Origin of the sequence: Microvirga ossetica, assembly GCF_002741015.1 — a bacterium.
GTDB classification, from domain to species: domain Bacteria; phylum Pseudomonadota; class Alphaproteobacteria; order Rhizobiales; family Beijerinckiaceae; genus Microvirga; species Microvirga ossetica.
In genome coordinates this window covers 670,820-692,835 of record NZ_CP016617.1, presented here as the reverse complement: position 1 = coordinate 692,835, position 22,016 = coordinate 670,820, and the positions used below count along the sequence as shown (strand labels likewise).

Genomic DNA, 22,016 nt, shown 5'->3' with positions numbered 1-22,016 from the left:
ACGGGGTTCTACATGTGAATTGCTGATAAGGCTGTTTATGGAACAGGCCATGCGGCGGCGGGGATACCGGGATCTATGAGGCGGATCAGAGAGCGGGAAGGATCGGGGTGGCTCTCACCTGGGAGCGACTTAGACCCGGAAGCGGGATCCTCTCGTTCACACCGCCTCAGCGGGCAATCAAAACGTTTCAGAGGACAGTGCAGGGTGGGCCCGTCCCATCCTGCTGGTCGAAGCGTGTGCAAGGGCGCACTGGCTGGGTCAGAGGTCCTGTAAGCCTGGGCTCCTATACCAGCCAATAATCCGTTGAAACCACGAAGACATCTTCGCTGCCGTTGGTGTCGTCCGGGACGAGGTTCGAGGCAAAGCTCTCGTAGGCGACATGTCGGCCATTGGCCGAAATCGAGGGCCCGGAACTGAAGAAGTTTCCTTCGGTGCCGTCGCTGGCGACGGAGATCCGCTCGGCGGTGCCTTCCTTCCGGTCATAGAGGAAGATGTCACCGCTGCCGTTGGTGTCGTCCGGGACCAGGTTCGAGGCCACACTCTGATAGGTGACAAAGCGGCCATTGGCCGAAATCGCGGCATCAATACTGAAGCCATTTACTTCGGTGCCGTCGCTGGCAACGGAGATCCGCTCGACCTGGATGTTCTGTGGGCACGGAGCTCCTGTGTCGGTGAGGGGGGTCCGGGTGGCCATTCTGCCTCCTTCTCGCCAATGGCGAAGCGGTGTTCAACCGGAGAGATCCAGTCGGGCTTGTGGAGTGGAGTTGCAAGCCGGAGCCGGGAGTCCCGGATGAAGCGGCGGCTGCCTGAGTTCACCTAAGCCGGGCGGAGGCCTTGCGGCGCTGAGCGTCTCGAAACGGGTCGCGGCGGACCGCGGCGCGATGCCCGGAACACAAAATGGCCTGCCAGCAAAATAGCACAACGGCCGAACAACTGGAACCGGACGCGGCTGATTTGCGAGTCGTGGCCAGGACTTCGGCCAAGCTGACGCCACAAAGCCCGGCAGCATCGCCCGCCGCTTGCGTTGCGAGCGGCGGGTGTCTGAATGGGATCCCTGTGGAATTCGCAGAAGCCGCAGTATGGAACCCGAATTGAAGATTTCGGAACGTCTTCCTGCGGCTTTAAGGAAGGATGCGCCGATAACACCAACGGTCTTGCCCTGTTCCGGAAACCACCGCCTCCAGAACAATACGGCTGAAGCTTCAGACAAGCTCAGAGACAAGGATATTATCCGACCCATTTCTCCGTGACGGGAGCCTCATTTTCACAGCTTCATCGGTATCCTCACACAGTGGATGTCATCCTCGTTCATCGCATCCGTGACGCCCTGGAACAACATGGACTTTCCGGCTCATGACCCCACATCTTCACAGGGAGGATTGATGATCAACATTGCAATCATGGCTGGGTTGTTTGCCCTCGCCGCCCCGGCAATGGCACAAGAAACTCCGCCATCGACATGGCGCGACCCTGAGACGCGCTGTGTGTATCTCAAGGTGGGAGAGACCCTGAGCCTGCGCTACCGCCGTGATGGCAAACCGGATTGTGCGAGCGTTCAGCAGGATAACACGGACGCGTCGATCACGCGCAGTGACTTGCGGGAACTGACGCAACAGATGACGCGCTCGATTGAGGAGTTGCGCCGGGATATCGGCGCAGTTCGGCGGGAGATGGAACATACCCGCAGTGAGTTAGAGAATATCCGTCGGGAAACCCGGCAGCCTCGAGCGCAGTAGTACTATCGATGTCGCTTGGAACTGACCTGTATCGGGATGGATAGGCCCAGCACGGGTCGCGGGCTGCGCCAGCGCGGGAACGCAGCGACGGTCACTGACATGTTCCGCCTCTCGCGGCATTTGCCCAGCGACGAGAGACGTTGATGAGAAGCCTACCCAGAGCAACTGCGCCCTCAAAGCTCAGCCGGGCGGTTTAATGTTGTCGTCTCCGTAACCTCGCCTTCCGTCGAGCTGCGGTCGTGGTTGCACGGCGGGAGCGGGGTCAGATGTCAACGCACCCCAAATCTTGCGCATGATCGATGTCGCCAAACTGAGGATGTTCTGTGCCATGTCTCGCTCGCTTTCCTTCGTGCCGCCAACGGCTCGGGTTCGCCGTGCGTCCGTGGCAGCTTGGTGCAGGTTTTTGACTGGTTTGGAGGCGAACCGGAGATGCAACCTCAGCGCCCACGACCGCGGGCACCCAGGTCCTCGCGGAGTTCGTGCTCATGGACGATCCGGTCATACGACTGATCTGCGCTTCTGATCGCGTATCGCGGCCCGTGATGCGGATCATCGAGCCTGACGATCTCATAGCCGCCTTTCCAGATCTCGGGCTGACCGTCCTCCGCGTAGGAGACGGCCTGTCCCACAGCAAACCGATGCTGGCCCAGGGTGGGCGTTGACGGGCTGTCTTCTGGGTGCTCCGCCGTCATGAGAGGCGCTGGGCGCGGCTCTTTGCCGGCGGGCTTAGTCGGAACAGGGCTGGTTGAGGAGGTGAGTGGCTGCGCGGCAGCTACCGGCACGGTCCAATCGAGCAGTATGCGGCCGCCATCGTCCATCACACGCAGAGCATCGGTCCGGGATGGCCAGCGTCTCATTCCGGCAACGCTCCGGGCGAAGGCCAAGGCTGCGGCACCGTCAGCAGCAGCGATCGGCAGGGTTCCGATGACCTCTGGAACACCGCGTCGAAACCTTTTGAACTGGATCAGGAATGTCATGCCAATCTCCTCACTGCAGAGCTTCTCCATTGAGGGCATCAGGCTCGGGGCAAACCAAGTTTCGCTGCCTGGGCAGTAATGATCCGCTCCTCCAGTTGCAGACTCGTGCTTGTCATTCGTAGGATATGGGGAGCCATAAACCAATTAAATAGAACTCAGATCAAATATAAAGCTGAGATAAATTGTTCAAGCGTGATATGTTAATCTTATTGACAGAAGAATATTTCTTTTGCTGTCCTAAGGAAAACATCATGCAAACCCCTGAGTGGCTGAAGCCTGGCCTCTACGGCGCCGCCTGTGGCGCTGTCGCGCTCGCCGTCATCGGGTTTTCCTGGGGCGGTTGGGTCACCGGCGGCACGGCTCGCACGATGGCGGCCGATCAATCGAAAGCCGAGGTAGTCACGGCTTTATCCCTGATCTGCGTTGATCAATCCAAGCGCGATCCCCAGCTTACTGAGCGTGTTGCTGCCATCAAGACCGCCTCGTCATGGAACAGGGGCGACCTCGTCCTGAAGAATGGATGGGCGACCATGCCCGGCACCGCGGAAGGCAACAGCCAGGTAGCCAAAGATTGCGCCGACAAGATCGCCGCTTAGGAATAGGTCATGCGCACAACACGAGAGACCATGACCTTCGACCGCCCGTTTTCACTCATGGCCGTGGATAAGATGCAGCCTGCCGGAACATACGCGATCGACATTGACGAGGAATTGATTGAGGGGCTGTCGTTCCTCGCCTACCGGCGCGTTGCGACCACTATCTACCTGCCACTCCATCAAGGAAATCATGGCTCGGTACAGGCGGTCAGGGTCGATCCTCAAGAATTGACGGCAGCTCACCAGGAGACGCCGCCCGCCTGAGGGTGGCGATTAACCGCCTTTGCGAAAGATGGCCTCGTCAACTGAACTCTCTCAGAAATGGGCATAAGCCGGCTATTGCACGGTGAGGCCCGCCCTAACGATGAAGTCTCCAATGTTTGGCTTTAGAGGCGGCGAAAGCAATGAAACGGTCACGAGGCCAGCACGGCCGTGGCTGTCATGATCCGCATAGGTCTCTCCTCGAAGGAGCATATCGCGGCTCCAAACTTGTATATGGGAGTCTCGGCCCAGTTCCCCAACAGAGATTGCTCCGTTCGGTCCATTGTCCGAACTCGTCTCAGGGTTCTGCCGTTGCTTGCCACGCATTGAAGATCGGCAAGCTCCAAACCCAACGGCACCGGACGATCCTCCTAAATCGGCCATTATCGTGGGCGCTACTGGTGCTGCACACCGCTTTCGAGGATAGAATCGATGCGCTCTTCAGCTCTTATAGTTCTCGTTACTCTCGGCATGTCAGGCATGGCACAAGCCCAGAGCACACCGCCAGCGTCCGGTGCGCCGCAGTTCATCACAATCAGCAACAATGCCATACTGAGCTCGCGGCTGATTGGTCTGGATGTTCAAAGCGCTGGCGGCAAAGGAATGGGAAAGATCGAAGACGTTGTCTTTGAGGGCGGCCAGATCGTAGGCATCGTGTTATCCGTCGGTGAGGTCCTGGGGAGCGGCCAACGCTACGTGGCAGTCGATCCATCCGCGATCGCGATCCGGTACACGGAGGGCGAGAACAGTTGGCAGGCGACCATGAATGCCGACCTTGATCAACTAAAGTCCGCCCCGGAATTCCGGTACGAAGGTAAGTGGAGGCGTTGATCCCCTCGCAGAGCTATAACGCTTTGTTGCACGGATCAGACCGTGTCGACGGTGAAGGCCATGAGCCCGCATTCAGGCGATAGCGTTCCAGTGGGAAAGCCTGACCATTCCAGATGAAAATGCTAAGCTAGAGCCATTTCCGCTTATTCCGGTTCATATCCAGCGGCCCTGAAGTAGTTGGCGCATTCCTCAGGCGAGAACTCGTCCAGCAATTCGCCAATGGTCTGCCACAGCACTTCCTTCGTGCGAGCGGCTGCCTTGCGCAGCAATGCCTTGAGCTTGGCAAAGGCATTCTCAATCGGGTTGAAGTCGGGCGAATACGGCGGCAGGCGCATCAGCCTGGCCCCTGTTGCCTCAACAAGCTCCCGAACGGCTGCACTCTTGTGCGGCGGCAGGTTGTCCAGGATCACCACGTCGCCCGGTCGGAGTGTCGGCACCAGGATCTGCTCGACATAAGCGGCAAACCACGGACCGGTCATCGGACCATCCAACACCATGGGCGCGGTAAACCCGCTTAGGCGCAAACCTGCCACAAAAGTCGTGGTCTTCCAATGTCCGTGCGGCAGTCCGACCCGCAAGCGCTGGCCCCGCGCGCAGCGTCCGTACAGGCGGGCCATCTTGGTCGAGGCGCTGGTCTCGTCAATGAACACCAGCCGTTCCGGGTCGAGATCAAGCTGGCCGTCAAACCAAGCCTCGCGCGCGGCTCTGACGTCAGGCCGGTCGCGCTCGCAGGCGTGGGCGGTTTTTTTTGACGGTGATCGCCCGCGCATGAAAGAAGCGCCACAATGTGCCGATGCCGGCTGAGACGCCGCGCTCCTGCCTCAGCCTCGCCTGCATCTCGTGAAGACTGATATGCGAGGAGGCGTCGATCAGTTCCAGGAGAAAGGCGGCATGCGGATCAAGTTTGGAGACCCTGGGTTGGCCCTGCCGGCGGGCAGCCACCTCGCCGGATCGAGCGCGGCGCACCCACAGAACGGCGGTTGAGATGCCAACCCCATAGCGGGCGGCTGCCCGCCGCACTGAGACGCCACTCAGGGCTGTCTTGATCACCCGATCCCGCAGATCCTGACTGTAAGCGCGTGCCATGCCGTGCCTCCATGTCTGGAAGTCAGCAAGCCACATCAGATCTCAAAGCGGAATCCCCTCTGACTCGGAATAGCCGGAAATGGCTCTAGCTTCAACAGGAGATTGCAGGCGCAATGTCTGCTTGGGGTCAAACATTCACGTTGCGACCAACCAACGAATGTCGGCTCTCAACCGCCAAAGCGGAACAAGCTCTTACGTCTCGGGAGTGCCATGAACGGACGTCTGGTTCTTTATTATCGTCTGGCTCAGGCAAGGTCATCCATCGAACAAGGACGGTCGGCGACCAGACCACTATTGCCGATGCGGATGAGGCAATGAGGAGCCCCCGTGCATGCGCGGGTGTGCCACTGGAGTCGTTGCGGCGTCGTTCGCGAGCACCTCTGCCTCATGATGGTGTCCCAGCATTTCATATCCGACAATCGTGACCACCGGCGCGAGCGTGAGGATGATGAGGCAGATCGGCATGTCGATGCCGGCCGATGCCGCGATAATTGCCAGCGCAACGACACCCGCCGTTCCAACCAGCAGCCACGCGTGGAAGGGATCGAAGCGGCCAACGAGATAGGTGTAGAGTGCATAGATCGATCCGAGAAAGACACCGACCGGAATGGCGACGCTCAGCACCGTCGCGAGCGCGCCGATGTGGGCCTTGTGTTCGATGAAATACGCCGCGACGTGCAATCCGGCGCCCGTCGCGACGATGGCGGTGACGATCACCATCTGGCCGTAGCCCCAGACGAAGGATCGGTTGCGGTGGGCGTGGAGCACCTGGGCTGACGGCAGGATGTAATAAACCCACCACATGCCGAAGGTGAGCCCGATGCCGGCGAGGCAGACCAGGGCCGCGTCCGTGGTCCAGCCCTGCTCCTCGACGACCGCTGACAGGGTCGCGAGCGTGCCCACGACCCCCTCGCCGAGCGCGATGATGGCGAACAGGCTGTGGCGCTCGGCAATATGATGGGCGTGCCAAGGCGTCCCTCCATCCCTGTGCTCGGCGAGGACGGGACCCGCCAGTTCGATGAGCGCGAGGGTGCAACTGAGGATCAAAGTCACGCCAAGCGTGAAATCGAAGAAGATCAGCACCACCCAGCCGATCTGGGCGATCGAGATGGCAGTGGCATAGGTCAGGCAGGCGCTGCGCCGGGCGGGATCCTGCCGGGCTGCGCGGAGCCATTGGACGACCATGGCGATGCGCATGATCACATAGCCGAGCACCATGACCGAATTGTCGAGGTGCTCGCTGTGCTCGATCGAGGCGAACATGCGCGGCAGGCCGATGGCTAGGACCAGCACACCGATCATCTGCACCATGGTGACGAGCCGGAAAATCCAGTCATCGGTATCATAGGCCGAGGAGAACCAGGAGAAATTGACCCAGGCCCAGCAGATGGAGAAGCTTGCAAAGCCGAAGCCAATCAGCGCGACGGCGTAGTGGCCCTCCGCCAGCGCATGGGCGACCTGGGAGGCCGCGAGGCCAAAGCCAACGACAAACGTCAGGTCGAACAGCAACTCAAGCGGCGTTGCGACACGGTGAGCCTCGTGGGGATCACGCCCGCCCATGCGCCGGGTGAGATGGTGGAGCGTTCCGGATTCGGCCGGCGTAGCGGTCATGGACGATCTTTCATTGACGATCGCAGCAGCAGTCCTACCCGCGAATGCGGATCACAAAAGACTCGGGAATTCAACGTTCAGCGCCTTTGATCCTAAGATAGGACCCACTGTTTGGCCACAACGGCCGGCGTCCCTGCAACGCTTGAAGGAAGGGCAGGACCCGTTTTGAATCCGAACCCATCCCCCCAAGGAGGTCGCGAGACGCTGCTGCTTTACTGATAAGAGCCACTTCACCGACGTGCTCTCAAGACTCATGCATCTATTCCCTGGGCACTGCGCTCGTAGCGCAAAGCCCCGTATGGCAGATCTGGTCGAAGGACTACCGTCCGCTCAACCTGATGAGGCACCGATCCCATTCAGGCGTGCCTCCAAAACGTTCGACCAGCGTGTCGATCAGAATCCGGACCTTGCCCGGGACATGGGAACCCGGCGGACGCACGATGTGGATGCCGAACTCGGGCTGCGGATAGTCCAGCAGGAGGGGCTCAAGGGCACCGCTCTCGATGGCGTCGGAGACCAGGAACGATGGAGCGTTCGCAATCCCGAGGCTCGCGATCGCCCATTGGAGAATGGCTTCCCCGTTATCCGACCTCAGGCGTCCCTCAGGTCGAATCGAGATCCGGCGATTGCCCGACTGGAATTGCCACTCCGGGACTAGGCTGGCCGTGTAGATCAAGCATTCGTTGCCAACGAGATCCTGTGGTGTCCCCGGCCGCCCATGGCGGGCAAGGTACTCGGGACTTGCGACCAGTACCGCGTGAACGGGGGCTATTCTGCGAACAACGAGACTGGAATCCCTGAGCGAGCCAATGCGAACCGCGGCATCGAACCGCTCGCCGATCAGGTCCACCACCCGGTCGGTATAGGACACGTCCAGCTCGAGAGCCGGATGACGTCGGGCTAGGTCCGCCAGGACCGGCGCTAGGTGCCGCACACCGAAGGATAGCGGTGCGGACAATCGCAGGCGGCCGCGCACGGACCCACCCTGCTGAGCGATTGCATCGCGCGCTTCGTCCAGTTCCGCAAGGATCCGGTCGCATCGGATCTTGTACTCGATGCCGGCCTCAGTCGGGATGATGCCGCGCGTGCTGCGGCTGAGCAGCCGCGTGCCGAGGTCAGCCTCCAGGCGCGTGATTCTCCGACTGATGATGGACTTCGAGACGCCCAGGCGGGCCGCGGCACGGTTGAGTCCACCGCTCTCGACGACCTCCACGAAAGTCCTCAGCTCCTCCAGCTCGGACACGGCAGTGTTCCTCCGTTGGCAACAGCATGGTGCCGAATATGCGCCTTCTGCGCCATCGGATGAACCATTACCTCGGTCGTACCGCAAGGACCAGAACCCTCGGAAGGATTGTCTCATGTCCACAGCTCTCGTGATCACCAGCAGTGCCCTCGGCGAAGCCTCCGTGTCCAGCCAGCTCGTCGCGGAAACCGTCGCCCGCCTGCGCTCGCGCGATCCCGCCCTGCGGGTCATCGCCCGGGATCTCGGCCGCGAACCCGTTCCGCACCTGACCATCGACTCCGCCACGGCGCTGCGCGGAGGGGAGCCCAGCAACGCGGCCCAAGCTGCCGCCCAATTCCTGTCGGACGGGCTGATCGCCGAGCTCAAGGCCGCCGATACCCTCATCATCGGGGCGCCCATGTACAATTTCGGTATGCCCTCGACCCTGAAGGCTTGGTTCGACCACGTGCTGCGGGCCGGGATCACGTTCAGCTACAGCGAGAGCGGCCCCGAGGGACTGCTCAAGGGCAAACGCGCCGTGGTCGTCCTGAGCCGCGGCGGCCTCTACAGCGAGGGGCCGGCGCAGGCGATGGACTCGCAGGAGCCGCATCTGCGCAACCTTCTCGCCTTCATGGGCATCACCGACGTGACCTTCCTGCGGGCGGAGAAGCTGGCATTCGGACCCGAGGCCCGCGAACAGGCCATAGAGGCCGTGCGCCGGCAGATCGACGAGACCATCGGCGAGGCTTGCCGCAAGGCGGCGTAAACTGCCAAGGGTGCCAAGTCATCATCATAGCCGCAATCGGTGGCGCGAAGGCTTGTGGGGCCGCACATAGAATCAGCACCAATCTATGTGGCTTGGATCAACGCTCGTTCTCGCCTGAATGACCAATTTTCTGGGCGGCAAGCTGCACCGCAGGCACAACGCAATCTATCGGCACTATTTCATCCCTCCGGCTCTGGCTGCTTTCTCGCCACTTGAGGCGTTGTGTAGTAAACTGCCGGGCCGTCGGAGCCTGCCATGCGGAACCCAAATCCCGAGCGCCGGCTGGCCGCAGTCTTGATGGCCGATGTTGAGGGCTATTCCCGTCTCATGGGCGGGGATGAGGCCGGGACGCACGCGGGCCTGAAGGCGATCCGACGGGAAATCATCGACCCATCCGTGAAGCGCCACAACGGGCGCCTCGTGAAGTCCACGGGTGACGGTGTGCTCATCGAATTCCCCAGTGCCGTCGAGGCGGTTGCCTGCGCGGTCGAGGTGCAACGGGCCATGCTCGTCCGCAATGCGGAAACGCCGGAGAGCAAGCGGATTGTCTTCCGGATGGGCCTGAATGTTGGTGACCTCCTCAGCGACGAGGGTGACATTATCGGGGACGCTGTGAACATCGCCGCCAGGCTCGAGCGCCTGTGCGTGCCCGGCGGCATCTGCATCTCGCGCATGGTGCGGGACCAGATCAGAGATCGGCTCCCATATGCTTTCGACGATCTCGGCGAGCAGCAGGTCAAGAATGTGGCGCGGCCGGTCAGAGTGTTTCAGGTTCACCTTGACACTTGCTCAGGCGAGCCGACGCCGTTGCCTGAGCCCAGGGCCACCAGCCACGGTTGGCTGCCGTGGAAGATCGCTGGTGCGGCCGTGATGGCCGCAACAGTCATTGCCGTCGCGTCGTGGTCATGGCCGTGGGCCGGGTCAGTTCCGAAGGACCACACAGGCGCGGCGCAGGTCGCTCAATCGCCCGCCGGGAGAGTGACAAGCCAAGCGGTGCGGTCCCCTCTCCCGCGGCTCTCCATCATCGTGCTGCCTTTCGTTAACTTGAATGACGACCCTGGGCAGGAAGCCGTTGCGGACGGCATCACCGATGATTTGCTGACCGACGTCTCGCGCATCCCCGGCAGTTTCGTCATCGCTCGCAATGTCGCTTTCACCTACAAGCGCAAAGCCGTGGACGTGAAGGAGATCGGCCGCGATCTCGGGGTGCGCTATGCGCTGGAAGGCAGCGTGCGACGAGTGGGAAACATGCTGCGGGTGAACGCGCAGCTCGCTGACACCCAAACCGGCGAACAGCTTTGGGCCGACCGGTTTGACGGCGAGACCGCCAGGATGCCGGAGTTGCAGGCCGACGTAACGAGCCGTATCGCCCGTGCGCTTGATCTCGCCCTGACGGATGCTGAGATTCGGCGGGGGCAGCGGGAGCGACCGGGCTACCCAGATGCCGTCGACCTTACGTTGCAGGGTCTTGCCACCTTGAACGGTCCGCACACTCGCGACAACGTCGTAGCTTCGCTTCACCTGTTCGGGCAGGCGCTGCGGATTGACCCCTATCACGTCGACGCCATGCTGGGGATTGCGCGAGCCTCCGTGGAACTGGTGAACCTGCGCGTCAATGTACAGTCCGCCGCTGAAGTTCTCGGCTACGCCAGGGCAAAGGTCGCCCAGGCTGTTGCTCTTGCCCCGCAGAACGCCCACGCGCATTGGGCGCAGGCTGAACTCCTGATGGCGCAAGGGCGTCATGAAGAGGCACGGGAAGCCTATCAAACCACAATTGCGCTCAATCCAACTTTGGCGAATGTCTATGCGAGGCTTGCCGCGAACGCTGTTTTCACTGGCCGGGCTCAAGAGTCATTCGCCCATGTGGATCACGCGGTCCGCCTTAGCCCGCGCGATCCTCGGCTTCATGTGTTCTACTTTCAGAAGTGCCACGGCTATGCGCATCTTGCCGAGTGGGATGCCGCAATCGAATGGTGCCGGAAGTCCGTTGCACTCGCTCCGTTCTGGATCGCCTATATCGACCTAATCTCGTCCTATGGTTGGAAAGGGATGCGAGATGAGGCCCAGGCAGCTATCATCGAGCTGCACAAGTTGTTGCCGAATTACACGGTCCGGAGATGGGCGCAAGAAAACTGGTCGAGTAACCCGATCTTCATCGCCGAAGACGCCCGACTTATTGAGGGCTTGCGCAAAGCTGGGCTTACCGACGAGTAGACGTCGGCCCTGGCCGCTTTGCTCAATCGTCGATACATTCGGCTTGTTAGCCGGTGTGTACGATCGCTGTGTGAACGTCTGCGTTGGGTCAGGCAGTGAAATTCGCCGATCTTGCGGAAGGTCTGGTTACGCGAGGATTGCTGCCCTCAGGCTTAGGTCTCAGTTGTGCCAAAATGCGACATTCCCATATCCCCGCAGAAGCCACACTTCGAACCCGTGGGGATCTGCAAAACTCCCCGGTTCAGTAGATTCCAGCACATGACCTAATTAAGGGCTCATGCCGGCAATCCGGCACGTCGTAGACCTTCGCGCAGCCATTCCGCGTCCTCGGCCCGCCGCAGGTACAGGACATCCACAAGCCAGTCGACATACTCCTTCGGACCCGCAGCCGGGTCGCCGTGCCAACGGTTGCGGACCGACTCGAGAGAGATGCTGGCGCAGCGCTGCGCCTCCTCGATGCGCCCCAGGTGCGCGCAAGCCGCCGCACGCAGGGCCATGTAGCGCGGGTGCAGGCCCGGCGACACCGTGAGTTGCTCAAGAAGATCGGCCGCTTCCTGATACCGCGCAAGCCGGAACAGGATGTGCGCGAGATAGTAGTTGTACCAGCCCGGATGGCACGGGTTGAGCCGGACGGCCATTTCGGCCGCCGGCAGCGCCCGTTCCGGCTTGCCGATGCACGACTGGATCCAGGCCCAAAAGATCTGGATCAGCGGATCGTTTGGGTTCATGGTCCGGGCAAGCTCCATGTGCCGCTCAGCCCGACCGAAGTCGCGCCACATCAGGCACATGTAGCCAAGCGTGGCATGAACCCGCGGATCGTTCTGGTCCTTCGCGAGCGCCTCTTCCGCTTGGCGCAGCGCCATGGCTCGATTCTGGTCCTGCTCCCGGGGCACCCCGACGCTGCCCGCGACCGAACGGTTGAGATAGATCCAGGCGAGTCCCGTATGAGCACGCGCGAAGCCGGGATCGATCCTGAGCGCCTGTTCGAAGAACGCCTGCGCTCGCGCCTGAGCCTCTGGTGTGAACACGTCAGAAAGGCGGTTGCCCTGAAGAAAGAGCTCGTAAGCGCGGATGTCCTCGGGCTGACGCCGCCGGGCCGCCGCCTCGCTGTCCTGGATGATCCGCTGGGCCACCGTTGCCGTGATGCTCTGGGCGATCTCCTCCTGGACCGCGAATACGTCCTCCAAGGCTCCGTCGTACCGCTCCACCCAGAGGTGTGCTCCAGTCGCGGTCTCCACGAGCTGAGACGTGATGCGCACGCGACCGCCGGCGCGACGGACGCTGCCCTCGACCACGTACCCGGCCCCGAGCACGCGGCCGATCTCGCGCACATCCGTGCTTTTGCCGCGGAAGGAAAACGAGGAGTTGCGGGCGATCACCATCAGGTCGCGGAAGCGCGAGAGCTCCGTGATGATGTCCTCGGTGATGCCGTCGCTGAAATAGAGCTGCTCGGGATCACCGCTCATGTTCTCGAATGGCAGCACCGCGACCGCCGGCTTGTCGGCCAATCGCGCGCCAGCCACGTCCGGAGAGGAAGTGCCGTCGAGCATCATCCTGTAGGCTCGGATGGGCCGCGCGATGTTCTTGAGGCGCTGCTCACCTGCGTATTCAAAGTGGCAGTCCAGCTTGCCTGGGAGCTGGTCATGAGTCATTCCCGAGATCAGGATGCCGCCAGGTGGACAGATCTGCTCCAGACGAGCCGCCACGTTGACGCCGTCGCCCAGGAGGTCATCGCCCTCGACGACCACGTCGCCCAGATTGATGCCGATGCGCAGGACGATGCGGCGCTCTGGGGGGATCGTCTCCTGACTGTCAATCAATCGGATCTGGACTGCCCTGGCGCAAGCCACCGCCCCGACCACAGACCCGAATTCCGCGATCAGACCATCGCCCATCAGCTTGACCAAGCGCCCACGGTGTTCGTCCAGGAGCGGTTCCAGCACCGTCTGCCGCAGGCTCTTCAAGGCAGCGAGGGTCCCAGCCTCATCAGCTTCGACGAGACGGGAGTAGCCGACCACGTCGGCTGCCATGATAGCCGCCAGTCGGCGTTCCGCTTGAGACGATGTCATCCATCCCCCGCCGCTTCGAACCTGTAGGGCGTCCGTCCGAAGAACCGGAGAACAATAGCTCAGCAGCGCCTCCGCGACGACCTTAAATGCAATTGGCCTGCTGGCGCCAAATGTCAGCACCGGGTCAAGCTCGGTAGTATCGCTGACCTGAACGAGGTCCGCTCAGCCAAGCGGTGCAGAAGTACGGCTAAGGTCGTCTCCATGCCAACCGCTGCCGTTTGGGTTCGCCCGTAGCTCTTCCGTTGTCGCTCCTTCTCGGATCTCAAGCAGGTGTGCTTTCGGGTCCTCGATGATCATGTGTGAACGGCTGGATCAATTTGCCGGTTGCAGACCCGTCTGCTTTACTGCCGTTGGGAGTGGAGCAAGCCTTATGAGCGCTGCGGCAGGAGCGGAACGTCGGCTGGCCGCGATCCTGGCGGCGGACGTGGTCGGGTCCTCACGGCTCATGGAAGCCGATGAAGCCTATGCGCTCGCTGCCATCCACGCTGCCCTCCATGACGTCTTGATCGCGACGGCCGCACGCCATGGTGGCCGGGTGTTCAAAACGATCGGCGACGGTGCACTGATCGAGTTCGCCAGCGCGGTCGCTGCCGTGACGTGCGCTCATGAGGTTCAGAAGACGCTTTCAGAACGGTCAGCCGCCAAGCCGGAAGACAAGCAGGTTCGTCTTCGGATCGGGATTAACCTTGGAGACGTCGTGGCCCGTCCTGACGGCGATCTCTATGGCGACGGCATCAACATCGCCGCTCGGCTTGAACCCATGGCTTCTCCTGGCGGCATCGTGATCTCGGCCAAGGTTTATGACGAGCTGCAAGGCAGGCTGGCGCTGGCCTGGCAGGATTGGGGCGAGCAGACCCTCAAGAACATCACGCGGCCTGTCAGGGTTTACGCCAGTGGCCACACGTCGGCGTCACCGGCGAGACCGACACCCAGCTCGCCAACCAAGCCCTCGATTGCCGTGCTGCCGTTCAGCAACATGAGCGGCGACCCTAAACAGGAGTACTTTGCCGACGGCATTGTGGAGGACATCATCACGGCCCTGAGCCGGGTCAGGTGGCTCTTCGTCATCGCCCGGAACTCGTCCTTCTCCTACAAGAACAACGCCATCGATGCGCACCAGATCGGCCGCGACCTCGGCGTCCGCTATCTCCTGGAAGGCTCGATCCGCAAGGCCGGTCAGCGCGTCCGAATCTCGGGGCAGCCCCTCGAGGCCGCCACGGGCGCCCACCTGTGGGCGGACCGCTTCGATGGCGAGATCTCGGAGATCTTCGAGCTCCAGGATCGCATCACCACAAGTGTCATGATTGCGGTCGAGCCGAGCCTGCGGTTGGCGGAGATCGAACGGGCCCAGCGCAAACCAACCGACAATCTCGACGCGTATGATTTGTATCTGCGGGCGCTCCCGGCCATCAACATCTACACACGAGCCGGTTTCGAGGAGGCCGAAGGTCTGCTCCGTAGAGCCGTCGCTCTCGACCCGACCTATGGGGATGCGCTCGCGGCCCTCGCGGAATGTCTCGTCCGAATGGTGGTCAACGGATGGGCCGCGGACAAGCAGGCCAGCACCGCTGAGGCCTGCGCGTTGGCCGGACGCGCGGTCACGGCCGACCCTGAAAACGCGTCGGTCCTGGCGGTCGCGGCTTGGGCCTATTCAACCCTGGGCGTGCGCTTCGAACAATCGCTCGACCTGGCCAACCGAGCGCTCGCCATTCATCCGAACTCGGTTCATGTGCGCTCGTTCTGCGGGTGGGTGTTTCATTACATGGGAGACAGTCTGCGGGCCATCGAGCAGTTCGAAGAAGCGCGGCGCCTGAGCCCTGTCGACCCGAAAGGCTATTTCCCGATGCTTGGTCTGGCGGCGGCACACTTCTTCGCAGGCCATTTCGACGAGACGGTGACCTTGACCAGCCGGGTCCTGGCCGAGGTTCCGACGCACAATGTCGCGCGCCGTTACCGTGCCGCAGCTCTCGCCCATCTGGGCCGCATGGATGAGGCATAAGCGGTTGTCGCCGAACTCCTGAAGGCGCAACCCACCTCTAGCCTTCGAACCTCCCGAAGCACCAGTTCCCACGATCCCAAGATGGGTGAACTCTACCTCACAGGACTGGAAAAGGCCGGCCTACCAGAGTGACGGCGTCTTTCAGTCCGAAAGTGCGTCTGGCGCATGCTCGATGGATCCATCGATCTTGGACCGGGTGAAGGCTCCTGAGGATGTAGGTTTCGGCACTTCGCAAGAAGACCGCTTACCACTTGTTGCGGCCATTTGGGAGTTCAAACGTCCAACCAGAAATGCTCGTTGAGCTTCAATGGGCGACTGAGTTGAAGATCGATGCGCCTGGCTTGCGGAGCGTTTCCATCAGCACTGCACCCAAGTTTCACGGGACTGACCATATGCCCCCGGCGTAGAGGCCTGATTTGACGAGCCACTATTCGCTCCAACCTTCCCTCGGGACGACAAGGTGGAGGCCCTACTGTCCGACCGTGTCTTCCTGTTCGGCAATCGCCTGACGGAAACGGACATTCGCCTGTTCGTGACGCTCGTTCGTTTCGATGCGGCCTATCATGGGCTGTTCAAGTGCAACCTGCGTAGGATCGCCGAGTACCCGAACCTAAGCACGCATCTCGAGCGGATGCTGGCAATCCCAGGGGTTGCCGGCACTGTGAACATCGACCACATCAAGCGCAGCTATTATTCAATCAAGAGCTTGAACCCGAACGGGATCGTGCCGCTCGGACCAGCTTTGGGATTTGAACGTTTTCTGGCAGGTGCCGAGAGGAAAGTGGCCTGATGCCGGCCAAGTGGGTCCAAACCACAAAGGGTGACAACCAACTCATAGAAAGAAGAGTTGTCATGGGGGCTCAACCAAGGCGGAACCGATCGGGAGCCGCCAGAACCCAGGAGCATCCCATGACCACGTTCAAAGTCGGCTATCTGATCGGCAGCCTTGCCAAGGGTTCGATCAACCGCAAGCTCGCCACGGCGCTGACCCTCGTCGCTCCGGAGCACCTCACGTTCACCGAGATTCCGATCAAGGACCTTCCGCTCTACAGCTACGACTACGATGCGGATTACCCGCCTACGGCGAAAGCGTTCAAAGACGCCATCGCGTCCGTCGACGCGGTGCTGTTCGTCACGCCCGAGTACAACCGCTCGATCCCGGGCGCACTCAAGAACGCCATCGACTGGGCGAGCCGTCCCTACGGGAAGAACTCATTCACGCGCAAGCCGTCCGCCGTGATCGGTACCTCGCCGGGCGCCATCGGCACCGCCGTAGGACAGCAGCACCTGCGCAGCGTGCTCGGCTTCTGCAACTCGCCGCAGATGAACGCCCCCGAGGCCTACATCCAGTTCACGCCGGGCCTGATCACCGATGAGGGCGAGGTCACGAACGAGTCCACGGCCGAGTTCCTGAAGAACTACATGGCGGAGTTCCACCAGTTTATCGTGCGGGTCTACACCGCTCTACCCCGCGACGCCTGACACCTTCGGGAGCATGTCCCAAGGCCAGCCCTCGACCCACGGCGATGTCGGCATTCTGAGCGTCATGCCGGGGTTCGATCTCGGTCGGGAACAATCGATGGAAACCAGCGAAGGTCATACTCCTCGCTGGGATCGCCTGAAGAATCGCAAATTTCGGGACGGGATTTCGGCGACGAAGTGAATGAGCCGGCTTTCCGGCGTGCCACTCCGCTCCAGCCGGGCGAAAACTTGGGGGCTTTGCAAGTGCGCCTGTCGGCAGAGCACGTGTCGCGCATCTCTGAGGCACTCCCGGTTGGAGCAGCCGCGGGCAACCGCTAGCCCGATTTGGCAGCCGTATATCGCTAAGGACGCTGGTGGATTCCACCAAGCGCCCGCATTCCCTGTCGCAACCGTGTGCATGTCTGCGTCTCTCAAAACCGAGCGAGGGTCTCCTTTGGGTCAGGTGGCGAAATTTGCGGACTTTCCGGAATGTCCGGTTCTCCGAGGAAAGCTGCTCTTAAACTCAGGTCGCACGAGGTGACAGCATTTGCTGCAGTCGGATCAGGTAAGTCAGCAGGAGTTAGATGATCCCCCATGCCCTATAGCGCCGGCGGCCGGTCAGTTCCCTCGGCAGGGATCGGCCCAGTTGCAGGAGCATCAGGTCCACGGCCTTGGGTGTCACTTTGAGCAGTTTCGCACCCAGCGGCACCGTCACCAGAGGGCGCGACAGGAATAGGTTCACGAGCCCGGGCAGAATGGAATTGCTGCGGCATTTATCAGCCACACGGTTCATGAGTTGTTGAGCGAGGATCAGCCTCTCCAGATCCTTGTTGGCGATCTCAACGGCCTCTTCGAGCACCTGGCAGAAGCCCTGCAGCTTTTCCAGGATCCCTTCCCTGCCCTGCGGCCGGAATTTCGATTGCTTAAACCCAGCGGCCAGCGGCAGGAGATGGGTTGTCAGCCCTCGAGCCCGGAGGATCGACGCGGCCATGATCAATCCGAGCCATGGTTGCCGGGTGTAGAGGTTCAGATCGAGCCAGGCATCCCAGGCGACGGCGGCCGCGGCGACTGCCGGCCAGTGGGAAACCCGCTTCACCACATCAAGCCAGGCATCTTCATTCTCGGCCTCGTCCTGATCCGGATCGTAGACGAGATGGGATCGGCTTTTCGGGAGCGGGTTTCGCCGGCCAGAACCTTGTCCGTCCGATCAAGCAGCGCGTCGATTTCCGCAAAGTGCGCTTCCCACGGATCGGCATCGTTGGCAAAGGCTGGATAGGCCTCCTCATCGTCCGGATCGACCTTCCTTTTGCCCTTGGGCTTCGGCTCTTCGGGTTTCACCGGCCCAATTCCTCGCAGGGCCGCCAAACCGTCATAGGAAATTGGCCAGGGCGCCTTCCTGACCATTGCAGTCCGTCGTGCCCGAAGAGCTGATGCAGCTCGCGTGAGTTCGTGGGTCGGGCTCCGCACGTCCATGCCAGCGTCATGCAGCACCAGATCGCCAATGTCGACCAGATGGCCGTCAAGCAGAAGGGATCTCACCGCTTCGTTCATGTCGCACCGGGATTGCCAGCCGGCGGCTAGCCCGGACGCCTCAAGCCGGGCGTCGAATGATTTAATTTCGAGTGCGACGAGCACGACAGCCTGCTCGACGTCTATATGCGAGCCATGAATGAGGCCGGACCGGCGCCGGTTGCCGAGGCCGCTTGATAGCGTCTTAGACAACTCAGATTGCGAGAAGGCCGCCTACAAAGAGGCGGCCTTTTTACTTTCCTGCTTAATGAAGAGCCCTCTGCCGCACAGGGATAGGGGCTCTGCTTCAGGGGTTGTCCTCAGGCTGCATCCTCTGATGCGCCCACGTCATCGTTGCCCTGTAGCTCCGCGATCAGGAGACCAGCATTCTGGCAGATCTTGCCTTCGATCTCGGCCGCAATCTCGGGATTGTCCTTCAGGAAGGTCTTGGCGTTCTCACGCCCCTGTCCGAGGCGCTGGCTGTCGTAGGAGAACCAGGCGCCGGACTTCTCGACTACGTTGGCCTTCACGCCGAGATCGATCAATTCTCCCATCTTCGAGATGCCCTCACCGAACATGATGTCGAACTCGACCTGCTTGAAGGGCGGAGCAACCTTGTTCTTGACCACCTTCACGCGCACCTGGTTGCCGATCGGCTCATCGCGGTCCTTCAGAGTGGACGTGCGACGGATGTCGAGGCGGACCGAGGCGTAGAACTTCAACGCATTGCCGCCGGTGGTGGTCTCTGGGCTTCCGTACATGACACCGATCTTCATGCGGATTTGGTTGATGAAAATCACCATCGTCTTGGTGCGGCTGATCGAACCGGTAAGCTTGCGTAGCGCCTGACTCATCAGGCGGGCCTGGAGACCAGGACGGCTCTCGCCCATCTCGCCCTCGATCTCGGCCTTAGGCGTGAGGGCTGCCACTGAGTCGATGACCAGGACATCCACAGAACTCGAGCGCACGAGCGTATCGGCAATCTCGAGGGCCTGTTCACCGTTGTCCGGTTGGGCGACGAGAAGATCGTCCAGGTTCACCCCGAGCTTGCGGGCATAGACTGGATCCAGCGCGTGCTCGGCATCGATGAAGCCGCAGACGCCGCCCTTCTTCTGAGCCTCGGCGATGGTCTGGAGTGCGAGCGTCGTCTTTCCGGACGATTCCGGTCCATACACCTCAATGATCCGGCCGCGCGGCAGACCGCCGACCCCGAGAGCGATGTCGAGCCCCAGTGATCCGGTGGAAACCGTCTCCACTTCGACAACCTGATCGCCACCAAGGCGCATGATGGCGCCCTTGCCAAAGGCTCGTTCAATCTGGCTGACGGCAGTCTCGATTGCTTTTGTTTTATCCGTGGTCATCCCAAATCCAGTGCGTAACAGATGAGCCGGACCCTAAGGATTTATGTGGCGAAAGAAAGAACAAAGACAGAACATATTGTCGCGACTTGGTCCTGCGGCGACAAGCTGAGCCATTGCGAACAAAACAGGAATGAGGATCTATATCAGCCTAGAGAGGAATGATTCGACTGTGTCTGCGAACCCTGCCTACCTTAACCAACTCAACCCGCGGCAGCGTCAGGCGGTCGAACACGGTGTCCTGGCCGATGGCTCACTTTCGGCTGCGCCACTTCTGGTTTTCGCGGGAGCCGGTTCGGGCAAGACCAACACCCTGGCCCATCGTGTGGCGCATCTGATCGTCAACGGCGCTGATCCGCGCCGCATCCTCCTGCTGACTTTCTCCCGCCGGGCCGCGGCCGAGATGGCGCGTCGGGTCGAGCGGATCGCGGGCCAAGTTCTGGGCCAGAACGCAGGCGTGATGACCGACGCCCTCACCTGGGCCGGGACGTTCCACGGCATCGGCGCCAGGCTCCTGCGCGACTACGCGCCCGAAATCGGTCTCGACCCCGCCTTCTCGATCCACGACCGCGAGGACTCGGCCGACCTGATGAACCTCGTCCGGCACGAACTCGGTTTCTCCACCACCCAGAGCCGCTTTCCCACGAAGGCAACCTGCCTGGCGATCTATTCCCGCTGCGTGAATGCCGAGACGGCTCTTGAGGAGGTGCTACGTACTTCATACCCATGGTGCGCCGGCTGGGCCGCCGAGTTGCGGCAGTTGTTCGCCGCCTATGTTGAAGCCAAGCAGCGCCAGAACGTGCTCGACTACGACGATCTCCTGCTCTACTTGGCCCAGATGGTGGCCGAGCCGTCAATCGCCACCGAACTCGGTGGGCGTTTCGACCATGTCCTTGTCGATGAGTACCAGGACACCAACCGGCTCCAGTCCTCGATCCTGCTGGCCCTTAAGCCAAGCGGCCAGGGCCTGACCGTGGTCGGGGACGATGCCCAGTCGATCTATTCCTTCCGCGCCGCGACCGTGCGCAACATCCTCGACTTCCCCTCTCAGTTCAGCCCGCAGGCCGAGATCGTCACCCTCGACCGCAACTACCGCTCATCCCAGCCTATCCTGGCCGCGGCCAATGCGGTGATCGAGCTCGCCTCGGAGCGCTTCACTAAAAATCTTTGGACAGATCGCGCCTCCAGTGAGCGGCCGCAGCTGGTGGCCGTCCGCGACGAGACCGATCAGGCCCGATATGTGGTCGAGCAGGTGCTGGCGAACCGCGAGAATGGCATCAGCCTCAAGCAGCAGGCGGTGCTGTTTCGGACCTCGCATCACAGCGGGCCGCTGGAGGTGGAGCTGACCCGCCGCAACATACCCTTCGTGAAGTTCGGAGGCCTGAAGTTCCTCGACGCCGCCCACGTCAAGGACCTGCTCGCCCTGCTGCGGTTTGTCCAAAACCCGCGCGATCGGGTGGCCGGCTTCCGGCTGATGCAGCTTCTGCCCGGCGTCGGTCCCACCTCGGCCCAGCGCGTGCTCGATCGCATGCATGACGCCGCCGATCCGATCGGAGCGCTCATGGAAGCGCCTTTCCCGCCCCGGGCGGGAGACGAGTGGCCCTCGTTCGTCAATGCGATTGCACAGCTTCGCGCGGGCACCGCAGGATGGCCGGCGGAACTCGAGCAGGCGCGGACCTGGTACGAGCCCCACCTCGAGCGTATGCACGATGATGCCGCGACCCGCAAAGCCGACCTGATCCAGTTGGAGCAGATTGCGGGAGGCTATCCCTCGCGCGAGCGCTTCCTGACCGAGCTTACACTCGATCCGCCGGATGCCACGAGCGATCAGGCTGGGGTGCCTCTGCGCGATGAGGACTACCTGATTCTGTCGACCATCCATTCCGCCAAGGGCCAGGAATGGAATTCGGTGTTCGTGCTGAACGTGGTCGATGGCTGCATCCCGTCCGATCTCGGCACCGGCACTACGGCGGAGATCGAGGAGGAGCGGCGGCTCCTATACGTGGCCATGACCCGGGCCAAGGACCACCTGCATCTAATCGTGCCGCAGCGGTTCTTCACCCATCAACAACCCGCCACGGGCGATCGTCATGTTTACGCTGCCCGCACCCGCTTTATCCCGAGTAGTCTCCTGAAGCTGTTCGAACGGGTGTCATGGCCCGTGGCTGTGCCGGACCCAGCAATCTCACCTGCTGCGACAAAAAGCATTCGCGTGGATGTCGGCGCAAAGATGCGTGGCATGTGGCGATAGCCAGCGCTGCCGAGGTGGATTCTCACGTTGCCACCTCGGGCACCAATGAGCCGAAGCGGAGGTCATAGC

At 61.6% G+C, this 22,016-nt stretch carries 18 protein-coding genes and 1 pseudogene; 10 read left to right on the top strand and 9 right to left on the bottom strand.

Annotation, left to right across the window (positions count from 1 at the left end; all coding sequences use genetic code 11):
* Window positions 1–283: 283 nt before the first annotated feature.
* Window positions 284–694: a TolB family protein gene (locus BB934_RS31125; protein WP_099513752.1), complete on the bottom strand. Its 411-nt coding sequence runs from the start codon at window positions 692–694 to the stop codon at window positions 284–286.
* Window positions 695–1,382: 688 nt separating this feature from the next.
* Here BB934_RS31125 and BB934_RS31120 point away from each other — a divergent pair.
* The gene (locus BB934_RS31120; RefSeq protein WP_099513751.1) at window positions 1,383–1,736 is read left to right on the top strand and encodes a hypothetical protein; all 354 of its coding nucleotides are present in this window, start codon (window positions 1,383–1,385) and stop codon (window positions 1,734–1,736) included.
* Window positions 1,737–2,173: 437 nt separating this feature from the next.
* Here BB934_RS31120 and BB934_RS31115 read toward each other — a convergent pair whose 3' ends face one another.
* The gene (locus BB934_RS31115; protein ID WP_157934425.1) at window positions 2,174–2,713 is read right to left on the bottom strand and encodes a hypothetical protein; all 540 of its coding nucleotides are present in this window, start codon (window positions 2,711–2,713) and stop codon (window positions 2,174–2,176) included.
* 182 nt (window positions 2,714–2,895) lie between these two features.
* Between BB934_RS31115 and BB934_RS31110 the strand changes: the two genes are divergently transcribed.
* From BB934_RS31110 to BB934_RS31095, 3 genes are all read left to right on the top strand, one after another.
* Complete coding sequence (locus BB934_RS31110; RefSeq protein WP_237050398.1) at window positions 2,896–3,309, top strand: hypothetical protein; 414 nt, start codon at window positions 2,896–2,898, stop codon at window positions 3,307–3,309.
* Between the two features lie 30 nt (window positions 3,310–3,339).
* Window positions 3,340–3,573 carry a hypothetical protein gene (locus BB934_RS31105; protein ID WP_237050397.1) on the top strand — a complete coding sequence of 78 codons (234 nt, stop codon included), beginning with the start codon at window positions 3,340–3,342 and terminating at the stop codon, window positions 3,571–3,573.
* Window positions 3,574–4,002: 429 nt separating this feature from the next.
* A complete protein-coding gene (locus BB934_RS31095; protein ID WP_099513746.1) occupies window positions 4,003–4,401 on the top strand; it encodes a PRC-barrel domain-containing protein in 399 nt (132 codons plus the stop codon).
* Window positions 4,402–4,544: 143 nt separating this feature from the next.
* On the opposite strand, the gene BB934_RS31090 is transcribed toward BB934_RS31095, so the two are convergent.
* The 3 genes from BB934_RS31090 to BB934_RS31080 all read right to left on the bottom strand — a co-directional run bounded on the left by BB934_RS31090 (window position 4,545) and on the right by BB934_RS31080 (window position 8,341).
* Window positions 4,545–5,487 (bottom strand): IS630 family transposase gene (locus tag BB934_RS31090; protein ID WP_099513745.1). Its coding sequence is split into 2 segments (ribosomal slippage): window positions 4,545–5,154 and window positions 5,153–5,487, totalling 945 coding nucleotides; the frame shifts between segments, so codons are not numbered across the junction.
* A gap of 291 nt (window positions 5,488–5,778) precedes the next feature.
* The gene (locus BB934_RS31085; protein ID WP_237050396.1) at window positions 5,779–7,098 is read right to left on the bottom strand and encodes a low temperature requirement protein A; all 1,320 of its coding nucleotides are present in this window, start codon (window positions 7,096–7,098) and stop codon (window positions 5,779–5,781) included.
* A 319-nt stretch (window positions 7,099–7,417) separates the two neighbouring features.
* Window positions 7,418–8,341 (bottom strand): LysR family transcriptional regulator, encoded by a 924-nt coding sequence (locus BB934_RS31080; protein ID WP_099513744.1) that lies wholly within the window; start codon window positions 8,339–8,341, stop codon window positions 7,418–7,420.
* A gap of 115 nt (window positions 8,342–8,456) precedes the next feature.
* On the opposite strand from BB934_RS31080, the gene BB934_RS31075 reads away from it, so the two are divergent.
* Together BB934_RS31075 and BB934_RS31070 are read left to right on the top strand one after the other, a co-directional pair.
* On the top strand, window positions 8,457–9,086 hold the full coding sequence (locus tag BB934_RS31075) for an FMN-dependent NADH-azoreductase (protein WP_099513743.1): 630 nt from the start codon (window positions 8,457–8,459) through the stop codon (window positions 9,084–9,086).
* Between the two features lie 255 nt (window positions 9,087–9,341).
* The gene (locus tag BB934_RS31070; protein WP_099513742.1) at window positions 9,342–11,300 is read left to right on the top strand and encodes an adenylate/guanylate cyclase domain-containing protein; all 1,959 of its coding nucleotides are present in this window, start codon (window positions 9,342–9,344) and stop codon (window positions 11,298–11,300) included.
* 275 nt (window positions 11,301–11,575) lie between these two features.
* Here the strand turns inward: BB934_RS31070 and BB934_RS31065 are convergent, their stop codons facing one another.
* Window positions 11,576–13,369, bottom strand: a complete 1,794-nt coding sequence (locus tag BB934_RS31065; protein ID WP_099513741.1) for an adenylate/guanylate cyclase domain-containing protein — start codon at window positions 13,367–13,369, stop codon at window positions 11,576–11,578.
* Between the two features lie 370 nt (window positions 13,370–13,739).
* On the opposite strand from BB934_RS31065, the gene BB934_RS31060 reads away from it, so the two are divergent.
* The 3 genes and pseudogenes from BB934_RS31060 (at window position 13,740) to BB934_RS31050 (ending at window position 16,850) form a co-directional block, all read left to right on the top strand.
* Window positions 13,740–15,368 carry an adenylate/guanylate cyclase domain-containing protein gene (locus BB934_RS31060; protein ID WP_157934424.1) on the top strand — a complete coding sequence of 543 codons (1,629 nt, stop codon included), beginning with the start codon at window positions 13,740–13,742 and terminating at the stop codon, window positions 15,366–15,368.
* Window positions 15,369–15,810: 442 nt separating this feature from the next.
* Window positions 15,811–16,158, top strand: a pseudogene (locus BB934_RS31055) (glutathione S-transferase C-terminal domain-containing protein); the annotation flags it as partial.
* Between the two features lie 119 nt (window positions 16,159–16,277).
* Window positions 16,278–16,850 carry an NADPH-dependent FMN reductase gene (locus tag BB934_RS31050; RefSeq protein ID WP_099513738.1) on the top strand — a complete coding sequence of 191 codons (573 nt, stop codon included), beginning with the start codon at window positions 16,278–16,280 and terminating at the stop codon, window positions 16,848–16,850.
* A gap of 559 nt (window positions 16,851–17,409) precedes the next feature.
* Here the strand turns inward: BB934_RS31050 and BB934_RS49520 are convergent.
* The 3 genes from BB934_RS49520 to recA all read right to left on the bottom strand — a co-directional run bounded on the left by BB934_RS49520 (window position 17,410) and on the right by recA (window position 19,699).
* Window positions 17,410–17,925: a DUF1612 domain-containing protein gene (locus BB934_RS49520; protein WP_237050395.1), complete on the bottom strand. Its 516-nt coding sequence runs from the start codon at window positions 17,923–17,925 to the stop codon at window positions 17,410–17,412.
* A complete protein-coding gene (locus BB934_RS49515) occupies window positions 17,922–18,551 on the bottom strand; it encodes a hypothetical protein (protein ID WP_237050394.1) in 630 nt (209 codons plus the stop codon). The genes BB934_RS49520 and BB934_RS49515 overlap by 4 nt, the downstream gene beginning before the upstream one ends.
* Window positions 18,552–18,658: 107 nt before the next feature.
* Window positions 18,659–19,699: a recombinase RecA gene (recA, locus tag BB934_RS31035; protein ID WP_099513737.1), complete on the bottom strand. Its 1,041-nt coding sequence runs from the start codon at window positions 19,697–19,699 to the stop codon at window positions 18,659–18,661.
* A gap of 169 nt (window positions 19,700–19,868) precedes the next feature.
* Between recA and BB934_RS31030 the strand changes: the two genes are divergently transcribed.
* Window positions 19,869–21,947 carry an ATP-dependent helicase gene (locus tag BB934_RS31030; protein WP_237050505.1) on the top strand — a complete coding sequence of 693 codons (2,079 nt, stop codon included), beginning with the start codon at window positions 19,869–19,871 and terminating at the stop codon, window positions 21,945–21,947.
* Window positions 21,948–22,016 lie beyond the last annotated feature (69 nt).